We start from the raw sequence: 15,301 nt of genomic DNA, 5'->3' as shown, positions 1-15,301 counted from the left end.
CCGATGACCACCTTCTCCCTGGGCCGCCCCGTGTTCCGCTTCGTCAAGGACGGCACCCGCATCCGCTTCATGCGCGGGCGCTTTCTGGGTCTCGGCCTGTCGGCGTTCCTGTCTCTGGCCTCGCTTGGGCTGTTCTTCTATCCGGGCCTGACGCTCGGTATCGACTTCAAGGGCGGCATCAAGGTCGAGGCGCGCACGCAGGGGCCGGCGGACTTCGCCCGCATCCGCGCGGGTCTCGCTCAGAACGGCGTTTCCGGCGCCGGCCTGCAGCGCTTCGGCGCGGCCAATGACGTTCTGATCTCGATCGACCAGCCGGGAGGCAAGGACGCTGGTTCGGAAGCGGCGACGCAGAATCTGGTCGACAAGGTGCGCAAGGGCGTGACCGAAGCGCAGCCCGGTGCGACCATCCTCAGCGCCGATGCCGTGGGCGCATCGGTCTCGGCCGAGCTGTTCCGCAACGGTCTGCTGGCGCTCGGCATCTCTCTGCTGATGATCCTGGCCTATATCTGGTTCCGGTTCGAATGGGAGTTCGCGGTCAGCGCGGTGGCGACGTTGATCCTGGACCTGACCAAGACGGTCGGCTTCCTGGTGATCACGCATTTCGAGTTCGATCTGGTGATGGTCGCCGCGATCCTGACCATCCTGGGCTACTCCACCAACGACAAGGTGGTGGTCTATGACCGGGTGCGCGAGAACCTGCGCAAATATCGCTCGATGCCGCTGCGCGAGCTGATCGATCTGTCGATCAACGAGACCCTGAACCGCACGTTGGGCACGTCCTCGACCGTGTTCCTGGCCGCCCTGCCCTTGGCGCTGTTCGGCGGCCACACCCTGGCCGGGTTCGCTTGGGTGATGCTGTTCGGCATCGTGGTCGGCACCTCGTCCTCAATCTTCATCGCGGCGCCGATCCTGCTGCTTCTGGGCGAGAAGCGCCTGCGTCGCGACGCGCAGAAGCCCGCCGCCAAGGGCGACCGCAAGGACAAGGCGGCTCCCGCCGCCTGATCCGGCTGTGCTAAGGCTCGGCCGTGTCCCGCGCGGGCGCGTCCGGAGCCGGGATGCCGGAGAGATCCTTCTCGTCCGTGTAGTTCAGCATCGCCACCACGGCCGTCTGCGCCTGCCTGGTGTTCGCCCCGCTGGGCTGGAAGGTGGCCTGCGCCACGGCCAGCATGGCGGCGCGATCGTATGCGATGAGTTGCGCCACCTCGGTCGGTCCGGCGCGGCCGGAGCGTGCATAGCCGAGCGCCATGCCGTGCGCGACCAGATAGCTGTCGATCAGCGCCCGTTTGCCGGTGATCGGTTTCGGCTGCGGCATCGAAGCGGTCGTGCAGGCGGACAGAAGCGCGGCCGCGGCCATCGGAAGCAAGACGCGAGGCAGACCGAACCGCCGAACGAGATCGAGAGCCATGCCGGCCTTTCGGGTCAGGGGAAGCGCCGCCGCGGCGGACCGGGTATCGCCCGGGCTTCCGTGCATCGGGAACCCTGGAACAGTGCGGAACGCTTGTCACCCGTGCGAGATCGAACTCGCGATACGGAAGTTGAGGAAGATGGCATGAGCCTGTTCGGATCGATCGTGGACAAGATCGTCCACTATGCCTCCAGCGTAATCCCCGGCGCGTCCGCCGCGACGCAGGGCGGCGACAGCACCACCGGTGCGACGGCGGCAAGCCCGTCCGCGGCACCCGCTCCCGGCGGCGCGCCTGCCGGCGGCGAAGCGTCGATCCAGTCGGTCGATGTGGGCGCGGTCCTTGCGGCGCTTTCGGAGAAGAAGGGCGGCGGCCTGAACTACCAGACCTCCATCGTCGATCTGCTGAAGCTGCTCGACCTGGATTCGAGCCTGGCGGCGCGCAAGCAGCTGGCGCAGGAGCTGAACGTGCATGCCGGCGAGGATGGCAGCGCGGAACAGAACATCGCTCTGCACAAGGCGGTGGTGGCCAAGCTGGCCGAGAACGGCGGCAAGGTGCCGGCCTCGATGCAGCACTGACCGGCTGCGAAACCGTCGATCGGAGAACCGCCGGGCGATGGATCGCCCGGCGGTTTTCGTTTGCCCTGGACTCAGAGCGTGGGCGGCAGGGTGGTGCCCGGACGATGCACGAGCGCATCGCGGATCTCGGTGAGCAGCAGCTCGCTCTTGGTCGGCTCGGCCGGGGCGGCCGGCTTGGCTTCCTCGCGCACGTGCAGGCGGGTGAGCAGCTTCACCAGCCAGAAGATCACCATGGCGACGATCAGGAACTGGATCACCGCGTTCAGGAACACGCCGATATTGACCGTCGGCACGCCCGCCTTCTGGGCCTCGGCGAGGGTCTGGAAATGCTGGCCGTTCGGCGCCTTGAGCTGAACGAAGATGTTCGAGAAATCGATGCCGCCCACGATGAGGCCGATGATCGGCGTGAAGATGTCCTTCACCAGGCTCTGCACGATGCCGGTGAAGGCGGCGCCGATGATGATACCGACCGCCAGATCGACGACGTTGCCGCGCATGATGAAGGCGCGGAATTCGCTGACCCAACCGGGCGCACGCACTGCGGGTGTTTTCATGTTTCGTTCATCTCCAGGTAAGATTGCAGATGAGAGCACCATGACTGGCGGTTCTGGACAACCGTTAGGATAAAATTCCTTCAAACCGTGACGGAAGTGGCCGCAAAACGGCGTCGCGGCGCGACCAACTGTTCCTGAGCCTGGACGACCATCGGTTCGCGTCCGCCGTGTCTGGCCGTGTGATCCAGCACGCACCACACCGCGCTGGCGGCATGCTCGAGCGACGCGACCGGCAGGTCGCCGCGCACACATCCCCACAGAAACAGGGCGGACAGCAGATCTCCGGCACCGTTGAAGGCGGCGGGAAGTTCCGGGGTATGCAGCAGGTGGTTCCCGTCCGGAGTGGCGAGGAAGAGTCCGACCGTGCCGGGCGGGCTTTCCTCGAGCACGACGCTGGTGACGAGAACCATCCCGCCCGGACGCATACGCGCGCGTAGGCGGGCGGTGTCCCGGACCAGCGTGGCGAGATCGCGCGGCGCATACGGTGCGCCGGGGCCATCGAGCAGGAAGCCGAGTTCAAACATGTTGGGCAGGAGGATGTCGGCTTCCGGCACCGCGCGCTGACGCAGCGCATCGGCGAGGGCGGGAGCAACGTAGACTCCCGGGCCGCGATCGCCGAGCACGGGATCGCAGCAGAACAGGAGGTCCGGTCTGGCTTGCCGTGCGCGGGCGACGCTTCCGAGCACCGCCTCCAGGCTGCCGGCGTCGCCGAGATAACCCGACAGGACGGCATCGAGCCTTGGCAGGATGCCACGCCGTTCGACACCCGCCAGCAGATCGGCGACCGTCTCGCCGCCGGTGATCCGGCCGGCATGGTCGCCATAACCGGGGTGGTTGGAGAACTGGACGGTATTGACCGCGAACACCTCGGCGCCGAGGCGCTGCAACGGAAACACGGCAGCCGCATTTCCGACATGGCCGTATGCGACCCAGGACTGGACCGACAGGATGTTCACGATCCGGGTCTCCGATGCTTCCATGGCATCCGACAGGAGGAACACGATGCTCAAACGCATGTCCACCGGGGGTTACGGTGTCGGCGGGGTCGCCCTGCTGACCCTGGCGCTGGCGGCGTCCGGCCCGGCCCGCGCGCAGGGCGCCGAACCCGCGGCCCCGACCGCCCCCGTCGGCGGTGCGGCGATGACACCGCCGGCGCATCCGCCCGTGCCACCGCCCCCCTCGGCGCCCTCGCCCGCCAATGCCGACGGCGCCGTTCTGGATCAGGCCGCATTGCAGACCGCTCTTGGCAAGGAGAAGGCCAACCGAATCGAGACGCGGATCGGCCGCCTGCACAACGACCTGAAGATCACTGCGGCCCAGGAACCGGCCTGGCAGCGTTTCGCCGGCACCATGCGGGCCAACGCGGTGCAGATGGACAACGCCTTCACCCGCCGGCAGCAGAACTACGATAGCATGAACGCCGTGCAGGATCTGCAATCCTACGGCGAGGTGGAGCAGATCAACGCCCGCAACATCGCCCAGCTCCTGCCGCCGTTCGAGGCGCTCTACGCCGCGCTCTCTCCGCAGCAGCAGAAGACGGCGGACACGATCTTTGTGCGCCACATCGACAAGGCGGTGAAGAAGGTGAACTGAGCGGCGAAAGGGCAAGCCAGCGCTTGAGCTTGCGGCCCCGACGCTCTATACGTGCCCGATTGCGTGCCCCGGTCGGTAACCGTGGCAGCCAACAGCACACGAGAACATCATGAAGCCCGGCATCCATCCGAACTACCACACCGTGAACGTCATCATGACCGATGGTTCGCAGTTCACGACGCGCTCCTGCTACGGCAAGGAAGGCGACACGCTGCGCCTCGACGTCGATCCGAAGTCGCATCCGGCCTGGACCGGCGTGCAGCGCATGATGGACACCGGCGGTCAGGTGGCGAAGTTCAACAAGAAGTTCGCCGGCCTGGGCAACCGTACGAAGGGCTGATCCCCCTTCCCTCCGGTTGGAGAAATTTCGCAGCGCCGCCCCTTGTTGCAGGGGGCGGCGCTGTCCATTTCGGGATGGCAGGCGATGCCCAAAGGGGTCGCCGGCAGACACAACCGAATGGATCGGCCCCGCCTGACGGGGGGCCACGAAACCTTGCTCCTCGGAGGTTCACCATGCAGACCGACTTCGCTCCCCTGTTCCGCAATGCCATCGGCTTCGACCGTCTGGCGCGTCTGATCGACACGGCCCAGGCGGCCGGCAGCGCGAACGGGTCGTCCTTTCCTCCCTACAATATCGAGAAGACCGGTGACGACAGCTACGTGCTGACTCTGGCCGTGGCCGGATTCGGTCCGGACGACATCGAGATCTTGGTGCAGGACAACACGCTGCGCGTGTCGGGTCGTGCGTCCGGACATCCGGCGTCGGGCGAACTGCTTCATCGCGGCATCGCGACGCGTGCCTTCGACCGTCGCTTCGCTCTGGCCGACCATATCCAGGTCGAGGATGCGGATCTGGTGCACGGGCTGTTGCGGATCGCCGTGAAGCGCGTGGTGCCGGAAGCGCTGAAACCGCGCCGGATCGCGATCGGGAACGGGCCGAAGCAGATCGCCAATGACGGCGGCGCGCCGGCCGAGAACACCCAGGCTGCCTGAACGGCCGCCTTGTGAAGCGAGAGAGGGCCGGGTAACCGGCCCTCTTTTTTGTTTCGTCTGCCTAGCTGCCGATGATCCAGACCGGCTCGTCCGCGCGCAATCTGCGTTCCGGCCGGGGGACCGCGAGGCCTGCGGCGCCCCAGGGGGCCTTGGTCCAATAGCCGCCGGGAGCAAGCAATCTGGTGACGCTCACGTCGTTGTAGGAGCGCTGGTTCCTGGCATTCCAGAACGCGAAGCCGGCACGGTAGTCGGCGGCATACTCTTCCCAGCCGGAATAATGGCGCTGGGTGTCGGCGGCCATGTCGAGCAGGAACGGCCAGATCATCTCCGGCTCGCCCCAGCCGAGCAGCAGAGCGCAGCGCCCGAGCATGGCGGCGCGGGACACGTCGAAGGCGAGCAGTTTGGCGCCGAGCAGATCGTGTCGGTTGCCCTGCACCGCCTCCATGCGCCAGATCTCCTGCAGAGCGTCCGGGTCGGTGCGGGCGATGTCGCGCAGTTCTTCGCGGCGCGCGGCGAGCTCGGGGCGGCAGGAGAGCGCGTAGCGGCGAACGGACAGGCGTTGCGACTGCCTGTGCCCGGCTCGGCCCAGCCAGGAGAGCAGGCGATAGATGTCCTCGGGGCCGTTAGCCGACCAGTTCTCGGCGAGCGATGCCAGCACATTGCTGATGAGTTCAGGGGATGGCGTTTGCGGCAATGCGTCCACGGGGAAACGCTCGCCGAATTCGAAATGGCTGGCCAGCGCATAGGCGAAACGCTGCGCGTCGCTCCACGACGCGGAGGGATCGCTCATGGCCAGTTCTCCGGGATCGGAAAGACGACGATGGGAGATTCGGACCCGTCGTTGAAGACGACCGAGACGGTTAGGAAATCGGCGTCGTCCGGCACGGTGAGCATGGTGGGCCCGCTCTGGTCCGGCAGGAGCGGAAATCTGTCGCGAACCGCCGGGAGCGGCCAGGATTTGACCGGCGTCTGGGCGCCGAACCCGTAGCGCAGTTCGCGGATCGCGGCGGCATCGGCCACGATCGGGGCGAAATTGGCCACGGTCCTGTTGTCGATCCGGGTGAAGACCACCCAGCGGAAGACGGTCTGGTCCAGAGCGCTGCGCGCCATGTTCGCGGGTTGCATCATTGTCTCGACGGCGGCGTTCGGCGGGCTCGGCGGACGGTCCCAGTTGTCCCGCATGTATTGAGCAATGCCGGCGAAGAGACAAAGCAGCAAACACAGCCGCAGTACGCGCCTCCGCAATCGTTGCAGTCGCGACGCCGGGTTGTGCCGGAGAATGGTGCGTCGCTCTTTCGGGTTCTGTTTCGGAGGTTGCCCGGCGGCGACCGCGGTCGGGGCCGAGCCAGGGGCCGGGGCGACCGGCTTCGTCGGATCGGCACTGCCGTAAGGAAGCCCCTGTGCCGCATCTCGAAGGGCGGCGAGATTGCGGGCATCGAAGCGCGGCAGGAGCGTCGTCCCCCATTTCCGCAGCAGGTTGATCACATGGTAGGCGCGGCTGCGTTCCTGCTCGTCGAATTCCGGACGCATCTGACCGGGCGGATCGCAAAGCAGCGTGGCTGCGACCTGATCGTCCGGATGGTCCGCATGGGCGGCGAGCAGGCTGGCATACCAATCATTGGCGGTGATGCGCTCGGCCATGGCTCCGTGCAGTTCCGGATTTTCGCGCGCGGCTGGGCCGGAAGCGTCGCGCCACTCGAACCGGTCCACCATCGCCATGAACAGGTCGGGTGGAACCGTTTCGTCCTGCGCGACGGTTTCGAACAGGTGGAAGCCGACGGCGCGCACCAGGGGCGATCCGGCCTGTTCGTCGGCCAGAAACGCGTCCAGCGCGGCGATCGCGGCGGAAACGTCGCCGGAGCGGCGCTTGCACTCCAGCCGCTCGACGACGGACGCGACGGCCGGGCCGAGATCGGGCTGTTGCCGCGGTGTCTCGGCACTGGCGGACGCTGCGAGCAGCATGTCGCGGGCGGCGCGGAGGGCCTGGAACGCGTCCGGGTCGGCTTCCGGGTCGATTCGTTTCAGGGCACGGGCATAGGCGCGACGGATCGCGTCCGGAGCCGCATCGGCGTCGAGTTCCAGCAGCAGCCGGGCTTCGGCAAGCTCCGGAGCGTTCACGCGCCGGCGCTCCTGTCCTGTTCGATCGCGTCCACGAAGGCGGATAGTCTCTGCCGTGTCTCGTCGATCGCGTTCGGCTGGTCCGCCTTCAGTGCGGCCTCGAACGCGGCAGCGGCGTGCACCAGCGCCTGTCGCGCTTCGCCCGTGGCGCGTTCGTGCAGGCGGTCGGCGCGCGCCAGAAGCAGCCGGTTCTCGGCCATGTCGCGCGGCGCGAGCTTAAGCGGGGCCAGGGCTTCGAGCCGTTCCGCCACCTGTTCGGGCGTGAGCACGCCGGCATGCTGCTCGATCACCAGACTGCGCATCTCGCCATCCGGCAGGCTGCGCGCCGCGACCTCGAGCAGGCCGTTGGCGTCGTAGGTGAAGCGGATCTCCACCTGCTGCTCGCTGATGCGGCGCGGCTCGATCCGCAGCGTGAGGTTGCCGAGGGGGATGTTGTCCTTGGCGAGACGGCTTTCACCCTGGAACACGCGGACATTCACCGCCGTCTGATAGTCGCGCACCGGGCTGACGAGCTGTGCGCGGCTGACGGGAACGGCGCTGCCGCGCTCGATCACCGGCAGCAGGCGACCGGAGGCGATCCCCGACAGACCCACCTGTTCGGAGACCTCCACGCCCAGCGTGTAGGGCGCGACGTCGGTGAGCACCACATCGTCCAGCGCCGCATCGCGCATGCGCAGACCCGCCTGCACGGCGGCACCGAGTGCCACCACCTGATCCGGATCGTGCGATTGCAGCGGCAGACGGCCGAGCATGGCGGCGACCAGACGACGGACGGCCGGCATGCGCGTGGCGCCGCCGGCAAGCACCACGGCGGAAAGCTGATCCGGCTGGATGCGACTGTCGTCCAGCGCGCGGGCGACGGGACGGCGCAGACGCTCCAGCAGCGGTTTGCAGAGCGTGGCGAAGCGGTCGGCATCCAGCGTGGCTTCATGAATCCGGCCGTCATGCTCGATCCGCATCACGGCGTCCGGCGCGCGCGACAGGGTGCGCCGGGCGGTCTCGGCGGCGTGCAGCAGGCTCATGGACAGAGCGCGCGCGTTCGCGTCCGGATGGAGGCGGTCCGGGGTGGGCAGGGAACGCTCGGCGGCGAACCATTCCGCGACGGCCTGATCGAAATCGTCGCCGCCGAGATAGTTGTCGCCGGCGGTGGCGCGGACCTCCATCACCCCGTCCAGCATGTCGATCACCGAGACGTCGAAGGTGCCGCCGCCGAGATCGAACACCAGCACGCGCCCGTCACGACCGGCGCGGTGCTCGTGCAGCCCGTAGGCCAGGGCGGCGGCGGTGGGCTCGTTCAGGACGCGCTCGACGCGGAGCCCGGCGAGTTGCCCGGCGATGCGCGTGGCCTTGCGCTGGGCATCGGAGAAATAGGCCGGGACGGTGATCACGGCATCGGTGACGGGTTCGCCGAGAAAACGTTCGGCGTCGCGCTTCAGGGCGCGGAGGACGAAGGAGGACAGTTCGTCGGCACGGAAGGATTGCGCGCCGAGCGAAAAGCTGCGGTCGGTGCCCATGGCGCGCTTGAACGAGGCGGCGACGCGATCGGGCATGATCTCGGCCAGAGCGCGCGCGGCCTCGCCCACCACGATCTCGTTGTTGCGGTCGAGCCCGACCACACTGGGCAGCAGGAAGCCGCCGGTCTCGTTCGGCACCAGAACTGCCTCGCCGTCTTGCCAGACCGAAGCGAGGCTGTTTGTGGTGCCGAGATCGATGCCGATGATCATGGGGGTCTCCGCCCGTTCCGCCGACCGTCCGCCCTCCCCGGAGACGGGGCGGACGGCGTGGAGCAAACCATCCGCAGACGGAATGGTTCGCGCAAGGCGTGCAGGCGGCCGATCCCGGGCGGGAGCATGGCGCGGAGGGCCCGGCGGCGCGTTCCCTGTCCGACGCATGGCTGAAAGGCTTGACCGGGTCCGCCGCGGAACCCCATATCCCCGCAATCTTTCCGAATAGCACCCGTCCGGCCCAGCGGCCGGGCCACCTTGCGCCCATAGGACCGTTGCCATGACCCTGCCCCTGATGCCCAAGGCCACCGCGGTCTGGATGATCGAGAAGACCGGGCTGACCTTCACCCAGATCGCCGAGTTCTGCGGCATGCATCCGCTCGAGGTGCAGGCGATCGCGGATGGCGAGGTGGCGCAGGGCATCGTGGGCTACGACCCGGTGGCGAATCACCAGGTTTCGGCGGACGATATCGCCCGTGCCGAGAAGAACACCGAAGCGCGTCTGACGGTGCTGACCACCAAGAACCCGGTGGCCCGCCGGTCCAAGGGCGCACGCTATACCCCGGTTGCCAAGCGGAATGACCGCCCGGATGCGATCGCGTTCGTGCTGCGCAACTATCCGCAGTTGAGCGAAGTGCAGATCATCAAGCTGCTGGGCACGACGAAGGACACCATCGCCAAGGTGCGCGACCGCCAGCACTGGAACAGCGCCAACATCAAGCCGCGCGACCCTGTCATTCTGGGCCTGTGCTCGCAGACGGATCTGAATGCGATGGTGAATGCCGCCAACGAGCGGCTGATCCGCGATGGCCACAACGTACCGCTGCCGCCCGCGCCGCATTCGGATGACGAAGCGGCGTAAGAACGGCTTACGGCTCCGGGGTTCTCCCGGAGCCGCGATGCGATCAGCTTTGTCGCAAACGTTCGAGTTCGCGTTTGACGCGGAGCTTCTCGAGCTTGATCTGGTTCAGCATCGCCTGATTGGGCATGGGGCGTGTGTCTTCGTCGTGCAGACGGGCATCGAGCGAAGCATGTCGGGTTTGCAGGCTGTCGATCCGCGATTGCAGGCTCATGTGATGAACTCCTGTTTCGTGTGACGGAACGATGACACGCTAGACCCGCCTCGGTTCCACTGGCGAGTCCCAAAAGGGTGGCGACAGCACGAATGACGGAGCCGTAACCGAACGGACGTCCTTCGAACGGATGTGGAGCCGGATGCGGACGCGTGCTATGCGATTCCCATGCTGATCGACCGCGATACCCTGCTGCGCAGACTGCATGAACTTCGCAGCGAGCACCGCGATCTGGACACCGTGATCGGCCGTCTGGCGCCGCAGCCGATGGACCAGCTGCAGTTGCAGCGGCTGAAGAAGCGGAAATTGCTGCTGAAGGACGAGATCGCGCTGCTGGAAAGCCGGCTGATCCCCGACAGCATCGCCTGAGGACCACGAGACATGAGCGACATCGAGCTCGAGGCCGAGCCCGTCCTGCCCGAAACCGGAGAAACCGGATCGCCTCTGGTCGGGCTGATCATGGGATCGCAATCCGACTGGGCGACCATGAGCCACGCGGCGTCGCATCTCGACACGCTGGGCATCCCTTACGAGACGCGCATCACCTCGGCGCATCGCACGCCGGACCGGCTGCGCGAGTATGCCGACAGCGCGCAGGGGCGCGGGATCAAAGTGATCATCGCCGGCGCCGGCGGCGCTGCGCATCTGCCTGGCATGTGCGCGGCCTGGACCACCCTGCCCGTTCTGGGCGTGCCGGTGGAAAGCCACGCGCTCAAGGGCATGGATAGTCTGCTGTCCATCGTGCAGATGCCGGCCGGGATTCCCGTAGGCACGCTGGCGATCGGCCGCGCCGGCGCGGTGAACGCGGCGCTTCTGGCGGCGTCGATCCTGTCTCTGGCCGATCCGGCTCTGCGCGCGCGACTGGAAGCGTGGCGCGCGTTGCAGACCGCCTCCGTGGCCGACGCGCCGTCGACGGACACGCCCGCTTCGTGAGCGACGGCGCTTTGCCCCCGGGCGGGGTGATCGGCATCGTCGGCGGCGGCCAGCTCGGCCGGATGTCGGCCATGGCCGCAGCCCGGCTGGGGTTCCGCACCAACATCCTGACCGACGACGCGGATGGCCCCGCCGCACAGGTGGCGACGGCGGCGACGCTGGGCGCGCATGACGATCCGGCGGCGCTGCGCCGTTTCGCCGAGGCGGTGGACGTGGTGACGTTCGAGTTCGAGAACGTCAGCGCGGACGGTCTGGAGTTGCTGGCTTCGCTGCGTCCCGTGCGTCCGTCCGGCGCCATCCTGCGCACCAGCCAGGACCGTCTGGTGGAGAAGGCGTTTCTCGAAGAGGCCGGCGTCCCGGTGGCGCCGTATCGCGCCGTGCATGATCGCGCGGCGATGGACGGGGCTGCGGAAGCGCTCGGGTTTCCGTTCGTGTTGAAGACGACGCGGCTCGGCTATGACGGCAAGGGCCAGCGTCTCCTGCGCGACGCCGCCGAGCTCGACGCGGCGTTCGAGGCACTGGCGCCGCATCCGCTGGTGGCTGAAGGCTTCGTGGATTTCAGCTGCGAGCTGAGCGTGATGGTAGCGCGCGGCACGGACGGCACCGTGCGCTGCTTCGATCCGGTGCAGAACATCCATCGCCATCATATTCTTGACCTGACCCTGGCGCCCGCGCCCGTCGGCGAGGCGACATGCGACGAGGCGGTGGCGCTGGCGACGCGGGTGGCGGAAGCGCTCGATCTCGTCGGGCTGATGGGGGTCGAGTTCTTTCTCGACCGAAAGGGCCGGCTGCTGGTGAACGAGATCGCGCCGCGTCCGCATAATTCCGGGCACTGGACCATGGATGCCTGCCCGGTGGATCAGTTCGAGATGCATGTCCGGGCCGTCGCCGGACTGCCTCTTCCGCCGGCCGGGCGCCATTCGGACGCGGTGATGCGCAACCTGGTCGGGCCGGAGGACATGGCATTGTGGCCGGAGATCCTGGCGACGCCGGGTCTGCTGCCGCATCTCTACGGCAAGGCGGAAGCGCGTCCGGGCCGGAAGATGGGCCATGTGAACCGGTTGTTCCCGAAGGGCGGGTTGCCGGGCGCGTTCGGGGTGCGGGATGCGCTGGGGGTGCTAGCGCGGGTGGATGAGGACGTTCTTTCTTAAAAGAAAGAACCAAAGACTTATCCCGGCCAAGTAAATATGAGACTGCGACAAAACTCAACTTGTTACTCAGTATTGAGCTGAATGATGATTAAATTAACTCTGAGCGTCGACGAGATCGTATCTCTTAGGACATTCCTAGTAGCGACGGTATTTTGGTTTTTCGACTTGTTGGAGATGGAGGTTTTATCAGACTATAATAGCTCTGACATTCTGGGTTTAGTTATCAAAATCGATAAGATTATCGATTATAGACACAAGAATTTAGAAATCACCGTTTCCGCCGAGGAGATGTGGATTATTCGACAGTGTATTGTGAACGGCCTAATGGGTCTGACGATATATGACCGAAATAAAAAGATAATTAATTACAACGGGTGCGATTTTGAAGGACTAGCAAAAAGGCTACTAATTATTGCAAACGACGCAAACAACATTCCCAATAGTTGACACAAAATCTTCTGACCGCAACACACAGCGAAGCCCCGAAGTATCTGTTTTCTAACTTGCTTTTGACAGTAGGCCGGGCACCGTGCCGCTCACGCTACGGCCGGATTACGATGCGATGCGACTTCGTGCTGCTGCCCGCAAGAGGCGAACGTCAGAGGCAGAGTGAGCAGGTGACCGAGCGTGTCGAACGCCATATGCAGCTTGGAACTGCACTTGCGCCTGGCATCGTCGTAGCTCGCGTGGGTAACGCTCTCTGCGCCTCAAACGCAGAGTTCGGCTGTCACGATGGCGGCCGTGGGTTCTGGTCGGCGTCCGTTCTTACTCGCAGCGCTGCGCTAAAGTCGTGCATGAGCGCCTCGAAACAGCCCGCTTGCAGCCAGCACTACGTCCGCCAGTAGACAGCGAACGTGCTTTATACCCTCTAGCTCACATTCTCGATTAGCTTCTCCTCCCGGAAACTGGTCCAGCGCCCGTTGCCGATGATCAGATGATCGCGCACGGACACGCGCAGAACGGCGCAGGCGGCGACGACCTGTTTGGTCATCTCCAGATCCTCACGCGAGGGCGTCGGATCGCCGCTCGGATGGTTGTGCACCAGCACCAGGGCGGTGGCGCGGAGTTCGAGAGCGCGTCGGGCGACCTCGCGCGGATAGACCGGGGTGTGGTTGACGGTACCGCGCGCCTGCGCCTCGTCGGCGAGCAGCCGATCCTCCCCGTCCAGGAACAGGATGCGGAACTGCTCGATGCGTTCCCGGGCCAGGACGGCGGTCAGGTAGTCCATCAAGGCGGCCGGATCGTTCAGAACCGGGGTTCCGTCCATGCGCGAGCGGGCCAAGCGCAAGGCAGCCTCATGCAGGAGCTTGATGCCGGATAGGCAATGCGGGCCGAAACCCTGCATGCCGCGCAGCTCCTGCAACGGCGCCGCGAGCAGACCGGCGAAGGAGCCGAACCGGGCCAGGGCCTGTTCGGCGAGACAGCTGGTATCGCCGGCAGAGGGCATCAGCATCCGCAGGAAACGGGCGAGCAGTGCGAGATCGGTTTCGGGTTCCACCGGGACGGAGACGGCAGGCGACAGGCCGGGCAGACCGGCATCGCGCAGGCGCCGCTCCAGCGTATCCAGCGCCGCGAGCGCATCCGGCCCGGGCGGCAGCTTCGTCGCGAGACCCGCATCGGCGAAACCGCTCATGATCGCATCCCTCGCCTGTTTCGCCATGCTGCCTTGCAGCGAACACCGCCCTGTTGCCCTGCTCGCGCGCATGGACGGGCCGGAACGGAGCGTTCATGCTCGCCGGACTGGCCGTTCCGGCCGTTCTGGAGTGTCGCGCCGAAACCTTGACGGGTGGTGAAGCGGCCGATGGAGTTCGCATGCCCCACCCCGCCGCGCCCGCCGTTCTGCTCGATCTCGACGGCACGCTGATCGCTTCCTATGACGGCATCGTGTCCGGCCTGCAGCGCGGCATGGCCGATCTCGGCCATACCTTGCCGCCGGACGAGAAGCTCGATTGGGTGATCGGCCCGCCGCTGCACGACAGCCTGCTGAAGCTTCTGCGTGACCGCGGCGACGACCGGGTCGATCTCGCGGTGGAGCGCTACCGGCACCATTACGAGATCGGCGGCGCCATGTTCGAAAGCCCGGCCTTTCCGGGCATCGAGACGGCACTGGAGCAGCTTCACGGGGCGGGCTACCGGCTGATCCTGGCGACCTCGAAGCCGCGCCACATGGCGTTGCAGATTTTGGAGCGGAAGAACTTTACCCGGTTCTTTTCCGCCTTCTACGGCGCCAATCCCGACGATAGCGGCGCGGAAAAGCCCGAGCTGATCGCGCGTCTGATCCGCGAGCAGCATGTCGATCCCCGTCACGCCGTGATGGTCGGCGACCGGCGCTACGACATCAACGGCGCGCATGCCAACAGCGTTCGGGCGCTGGGCGTTCTGTGGGGCTATGGCGGGCGTGCCGAGCTGGAGCAGGCCGGCGCCGACGCCCTGGTGGAGCGGACGGACGAGCTGGTCGCCGCGATCGAGCTGTCCCTGCATGCTAGAGCAGACTCTTCTGCCGCAGACTGATCCAGTTCGCCCCGCCGACCAGCATGTGGTCGTGCAGCACGATGTTCAGCGGGGCGATGGCGCGGCCGAGCGCGGTGGCGAGAACGGCCTCCTTCTTCGGCAACGCCTTGTCCACCGGGCCCGGCGGCAGAACGCGCACCAGCACCAGGGCGGTTGCGTGCAGGAACAAGGCCCGCGCCGCCAGGACGTGCGACAGCTCCTCCGGCTCACCCAGGAGCGGCTCGTCGGACAGCAGGCGATTGCGGTTGTCGAGCAGCAGCATGCGCAGCTGGCCGGGCACCGCGCCCTGGAGCGCCGTGTCGAAATAGGCCAGCAGGCGATCCCAGTTGTTGAGCACCGGACGGGCGCGGTCCTCGGCCAGGGACAGGCGCGACACGGCTTCGCGGGGCATGCCGAGCACCGCCACGGCGTCGGGCCCGAGGCGGCCACGGACGGCCAGGATCTCCGGGTCTGCCGACAGAACGGCGGCGAGACCGCCGAAGCGGTTGATGAGATCCTTGGCCAGCGGCTTGGTGTCGCGACGTGGGATGCCCCAGAAGAGCAGCATCTCCAGGATCTCGTAATCGGCCAGAGCCGAGGCTCCCCGCGACAGCAGACGTTCGCGCATACGGGCGCGATGACCCTGTGGACCCGTGGAGCTGAAAGCCGGCCGAACGGCCGTGGAACCCGA

At 66.5% G+C, this 15,301-nt stretch carries 19 protein-coding genes; 10 read left to right on the top strand and 9 right to left on the bottom strand.

The window, feature by feature from the left end:
* Window positions 1-3: 3 nt before the first annotated feature.
* A complete protein-coding gene (gene secF, locus ACZ5BM_RS16235) occupies window positions 4-1,002 on the top strand; it encodes a protein translocase subunit SecF (protein ID WP_498909173.1) in 999 nt (332 codons plus the stop codon).
* Between the two features lie 10 nt (window positions 1,003-1,012).
* Here secF and ACZ5BM_RS16230 read toward each other — a convergent pair whose 3' ends face one another.
* The gene (locus tag ACZ5BM_RS16230) at window positions 1,013-1,312 is read right to left on the bottom strand and encodes a hypothetical protein (RefSeq protein WP_498909172.1); all 300 of its coding nucleotides are present in this window, start codon (window positions 1,310-1,312) and stop codon (window positions 1,013-1,015) included.
* A gap of 237 nt (window positions 1,313-1,549) precedes the next feature.
* Between ACZ5BM_RS16230 and ACZ5BM_RS16225 the strand changes: the two genes are divergently transcribed.
* Window positions 1,550-1,981 carry a DUF3597 domain-containing protein gene (locus tag ACZ5BM_RS16225; RefSeq protein WP_498909171.1) on the top strand — a complete coding sequence of 144 codons (432 nt, stop codon included), beginning with the start codon at window positions 1,550-1,552 and terminating at the stop codon, window positions 1,979-1,981.
* A gap of 71 nt (window positions 1,982-2,052) precedes the next feature.
* On the opposite strand, the gene mscL is transcribed toward ACZ5BM_RS16225, so the two are convergent.
* Together mscL and pdxY are read right to left on the bottom strand one after the other, a co-directional pair.
* The gene (gene mscL / locus ACZ5BM_RS16220; RefSeq protein WP_498909170.1) at window positions 2,053-2,535 is read right to left on the bottom strand and encodes an MscL family protein; all 483 of its coding nucleotides are present in this window, start codon (window positions 2,533-2,535) and stop codon (window positions 2,053-2,055) included.
* 80 nt (window positions 2,536-2,615) lie between these two features.
* Entirely contained in the window at window positions 2,616-3,536 is a 921-nt protein-coding gene (gene pdxY / locus ACZ5BM_RS16215) for a pyridoxal kinase (RefSeq protein ID WP_498911688.1), read from the bottom strand.
* A gap of 1 nt (window position 3,537) precedes the next feature.
* Between pdxY and ACZ5BM_RS16210 the strand changes: the two genes are divergently transcribed.
* From ACZ5BM_RS16210 to ACZ5BM_RS16200, 3 genes are all read left to right on the top strand, one after another.
* A complete protein-coding gene (locus ACZ5BM_RS16210; RefSeq protein ID WP_498909169.1) occupies window positions 3,538-4,128 on the top strand; it encodes a Spy/CpxP family protein refolding chaperone in 591 nt (196 codons plus the stop codon).
* Window positions 4,129-4,237: 109 nt separating this feature from the next.
* Complete coding sequence (gene rpmE, locus ACZ5BM_RS16205; RefSeq protein WP_498909168.1) at window positions 4,238-4,468, top strand: 50S ribosomal protein L31; 231 nt, start codon at window positions 4,238-4,240, stop codon at window positions 4,466-4,468.
* A 173-nt stretch (window positions 4,469-4,641) separates the two neighbouring features.
* The gene (locus ACZ5BM_RS16200; protein ID WP_498909167.1) at window positions 4,642-5,121 is read left to right on the top strand and encodes an alpha-crystallin domain-containing protein; all 480 of its coding nucleotides are present in this window, start codon (window positions 4,642-4,644) and stop codon (window positions 5,119-5,121) included.
* Between the two features lie 61 nt (window positions 5,122-5,182).
* Here the strand turns inward: ACZ5BM_RS16200 and ACZ5BM_RS16195 are convergent, their stop codons facing one another.
* Genes ACZ5BM_RS16195 through ACZ5BM_RS16185 form a run of 3 tightly spaced genes read right to left on the bottom strand, consistent with a single transcriptional unit; the run spans window position 5,183 to window position 8,963 of the window.
* Entirely contained in the window at window positions 5,183-5,911 is a 729-nt protein-coding gene (locus tag ACZ5BM_RS16195) for a DUF1266 domain-containing protein (protein ID WP_498909166.1), read from the bottom strand.
* On the bottom strand, window positions 5,908-7,239 hold the full coding sequence (locus ACZ5BM_RS16190; protein WP_498909164.1) for a hypothetical protein: 1,332 nt from the start codon (window positions 7,237-7,239) through the stop codon (window positions 5,908-5,910). Before ACZ5BM_RS16190 ends, ACZ5BM_RS16195 begins: the two co-directional genes overlap by 4 nt.
* Window positions 7,236-8,963 (bottom strand): Hsp70 family protein, encoded by a 1,728-nt coding sequence (locus tag ACZ5BM_RS16185; protein WP_498911686.1) that lies wholly within the window; start codon window positions 8,961-8,963, stop codon window positions 7,236-7,238. The genes ACZ5BM_RS16190 and ACZ5BM_RS16185 overlap by 4 nt, the downstream gene beginning before the upstream one ends.
* Window positions 8,964-9,243: 280 nt before the next feature.
* Here ACZ5BM_RS16185 and ACZ5BM_RS16180 point away from each other — a divergent pair, with 280 nt between their 5' ends.
* Window positions 9,244-9,825, top strand: a complete 582-nt coding sequence (locus ACZ5BM_RS16180) for a DUF1013 domain-containing protein (protein WP_498909162.1) — start codon at window positions 9,244-9,246, stop codon at window positions 9,823-9,825.
* Window positions 9,826-9,868: 43 nt separating this feature from the next.
* Here ACZ5BM_RS16180 and ACZ5BM_RS16175 read toward each other — a convergent pair whose 3' ends face one another.
* On the bottom strand, window positions 9,869-10,036 hold the full coding sequence (locus ACZ5BM_RS16175) for a YdcH family protein (RefSeq protein ID WP_498909161.1): 168 nt from the start codon (window positions 10,034-10,036) through the stop codon (window positions 9,869-9,871).
* Window positions 10,037-10,204: 168 nt separating this feature from the next.
* On the opposite strand from ACZ5BM_RS16175, the gene ACZ5BM_RS16170 reads away from it, so the two are divergent.
* Genes ACZ5BM_RS16170 through ACZ5BM_RS16160 form a run of 3 tightly spaced genes read left to right on the top strand, consistent with a single transcriptional unit; the run spans window position 10,205 to window position 12,120 of the window.
* Window positions 10,205-10,405: a DUF465 domain-containing protein gene (locus ACZ5BM_RS16170; RefSeq protein ID WP_498909160.1), complete on the top strand. Its 201-nt coding sequence runs from the start codon at window positions 10,205-10,207 to the stop codon at window positions 10,403-10,405.
* Between the two features lie 12 nt (window positions 10,406-10,417).
* A complete protein-coding gene (gene purE / locus ACZ5BM_RS16165; RefSeq protein WP_498909159.1) occupies window positions 10,418-10,969 on the top strand; it encodes a 5-(carboxyamino)imidazole ribonucleotide mutase in 552 nt (183 codons plus the stop codon).
* Window positions 10,966-12,120, top strand: coding sequence for a 5-(carboxyamino)imidazole ribonucleotide synthase (locus ACZ5BM_RS16160; RefSeq protein ID WP_498909158.1), 1,155 nt, complete (start codon window positions 10,966-10,968; stop codon window positions 12,118-12,120). The genes purE and ACZ5BM_RS16160 overlap by 4 nt, the downstream gene beginning before the upstream one ends.
* Before the next feature lie 868 nt (window positions 12,121-12,988).
* Here ACZ5BM_RS16160 and radC read toward each other — a convergent pair.
* Complete coding sequence (radC, locus tag ACZ5BM_RS16155) at window positions 12,989-13,753, bottom strand: JAB domain-containing protein (RefSeq protein ID WP_498909156.1); 765 nt, start codon at window positions 13,751-13,753, stop codon at window positions 12,989-12,991.
* A gap of 179 nt (window positions 13,754-13,932) precedes the next feature.
* Between radC and ACZ5BM_RS16150 the strand changes: the two genes are divergently transcribed.
* Entirely contained in the window at window positions 13,933-14,631 is a 699-nt protein-coding gene (locus ACZ5BM_RS16150) for an HAD hydrolase-like protein (RefSeq protein ID WP_498909155.1), read from the top strand.
* Here the strand turns inward: ACZ5BM_RS16150 and ACZ5BM_RS16145 are convergent.
* A complete protein-coding gene (locus ACZ5BM_RS16145; protein ID WP_498909153.1) occupies window positions 14,603-15,238 on the bottom strand; it encodes a JAB domain-containing protein in 636 nt (211 codons plus the stop codon). The two genes, ACZ5BM_RS16150 and ACZ5BM_RS16145, sit on opposite strands and share 29 nt — an antisense overlap.
* Window positions 15,239-15,301: the final 63 nt, after the last annotated feature.

Source organism: Lichenicola sp. GTC18331 (genome assembly GCF_055386855.1).
The sequence above is the reverse complement of the archived record's forward strand: the minus strand, read 5'-3'. Positions and strand labels throughout refer to the sequence as shown.

Bases quoted from the DNA above. Each gene is read 5' to 3' on its own strand.
- ACZ5BM_RS16170 (WP_498909160.1), top strand. From the start codon at position 10,205: ATGCTGATCGACCGCGATACCCTGCTGCGCAGACTGCATGAACTTCGC.
- purE (WP_498909159.1), top strand. From the start codon at position 10,418: ATGAGCGACATCGAGCTCGAGGCCGAGCCCGTCCTGCCCGAAACCGGA.
- ACZ5BM_RS16225 (WP_498909171.1), top strand. From the start codon at position 1,550: ATGAGCCTGTTCGGATCGATCGTGGACAAGATCGTCCACTATGCCTCC.
- ACZ5BM_RS16150 (WP_498909155.1), top strand. From the start codon at position 13,933: ATGCCCCACCCCGCCGCGCCCGCCGTTCTGCTCGATCTCGACGGCACG.
- secF (WP_498909173.1), top strand. From the start codon at position 4: ATGACCACCTTCTCCCTGGGCCGCCCCGTGTTCCGCTTCGTCAAGGAC.
- ACZ5BM_RS16175 (WP_498909161.1), bottom strand. From the start codon at position 10,036: ATGAGCCTGCAATCGCGGATCGACAGCCTGCAAACCCGACATGCTTCG.
- ACZ5BM_RS16180 (WP_498909162.1), top strand. From the start codon at position 9,244: ATGACCCTGCCCCTGATGCCCAAGGCCACCGCGGTCTGGATGATCGAG.
- ACZ5BM_RS16210 (WP_498909169.1), top strand. From the start codon at position 3,538: ATGCTCAAACGCATGTCCACCGGGGGTTACGGTGTCGGCGGGGTCGCC.
- ACZ5BM_RS16200 (WP_498909167.1), top strand. From the start codon at position 4,642: ATGCAGACCGACTTCGCTCCCCTGTTCCGCAATGCCATCGGCTTCGAC.
- ACZ5BM_RS16145 (WP_498909153.1), bottom strand. From the start codon at position 15,238: ATGCGCGAACGTCTGCTGTCGCGGGGAGCCTCGGCTCTGGCCGATTAC.
- radC (WP_498909156.1), bottom strand. From the start codon at position 13,753: ATGAGCGGTTTCGCCGATGCGGGTCTCGCGACGAAGCTGCCGCCCGGG.
- rpmE (WP_498909168.1), top strand. From the start codon at position 4,238: ATGAAGCCCGGCATCCATCCGAACTACCACACCGTGAACGTCATCATG.
- ACZ5BM_RS16195 (WP_498909166.1), bottom strand. From the start codon at position 5,911: ATGAGCGATCCCTCCGCGTCGTGGAGCGACGCGCAGCGTTTCGCCTAT.
- ACZ5BM_RS16230 (WP_498909172.1), bottom strand. From the start codon at position 1,312: ATGCCGCAGCCGAAACCGATCACCGGCAAACGGGCGCTGATCGACAGC.
- mscL (WP_498909170.1), bottom strand. From the start codon at position 2,535: ATGAAAACACCCGCAGTGCGTGCGCCCGGTTGGGTCAGCGAATTCCGC.
- ACZ5BM_RS16185 (WP_498911686.1), bottom strand. From the start codon at position 8,963: ATGATCATCGGCATCGATCTCGGCACCACAAACAGCCTCGCTTCGGTC.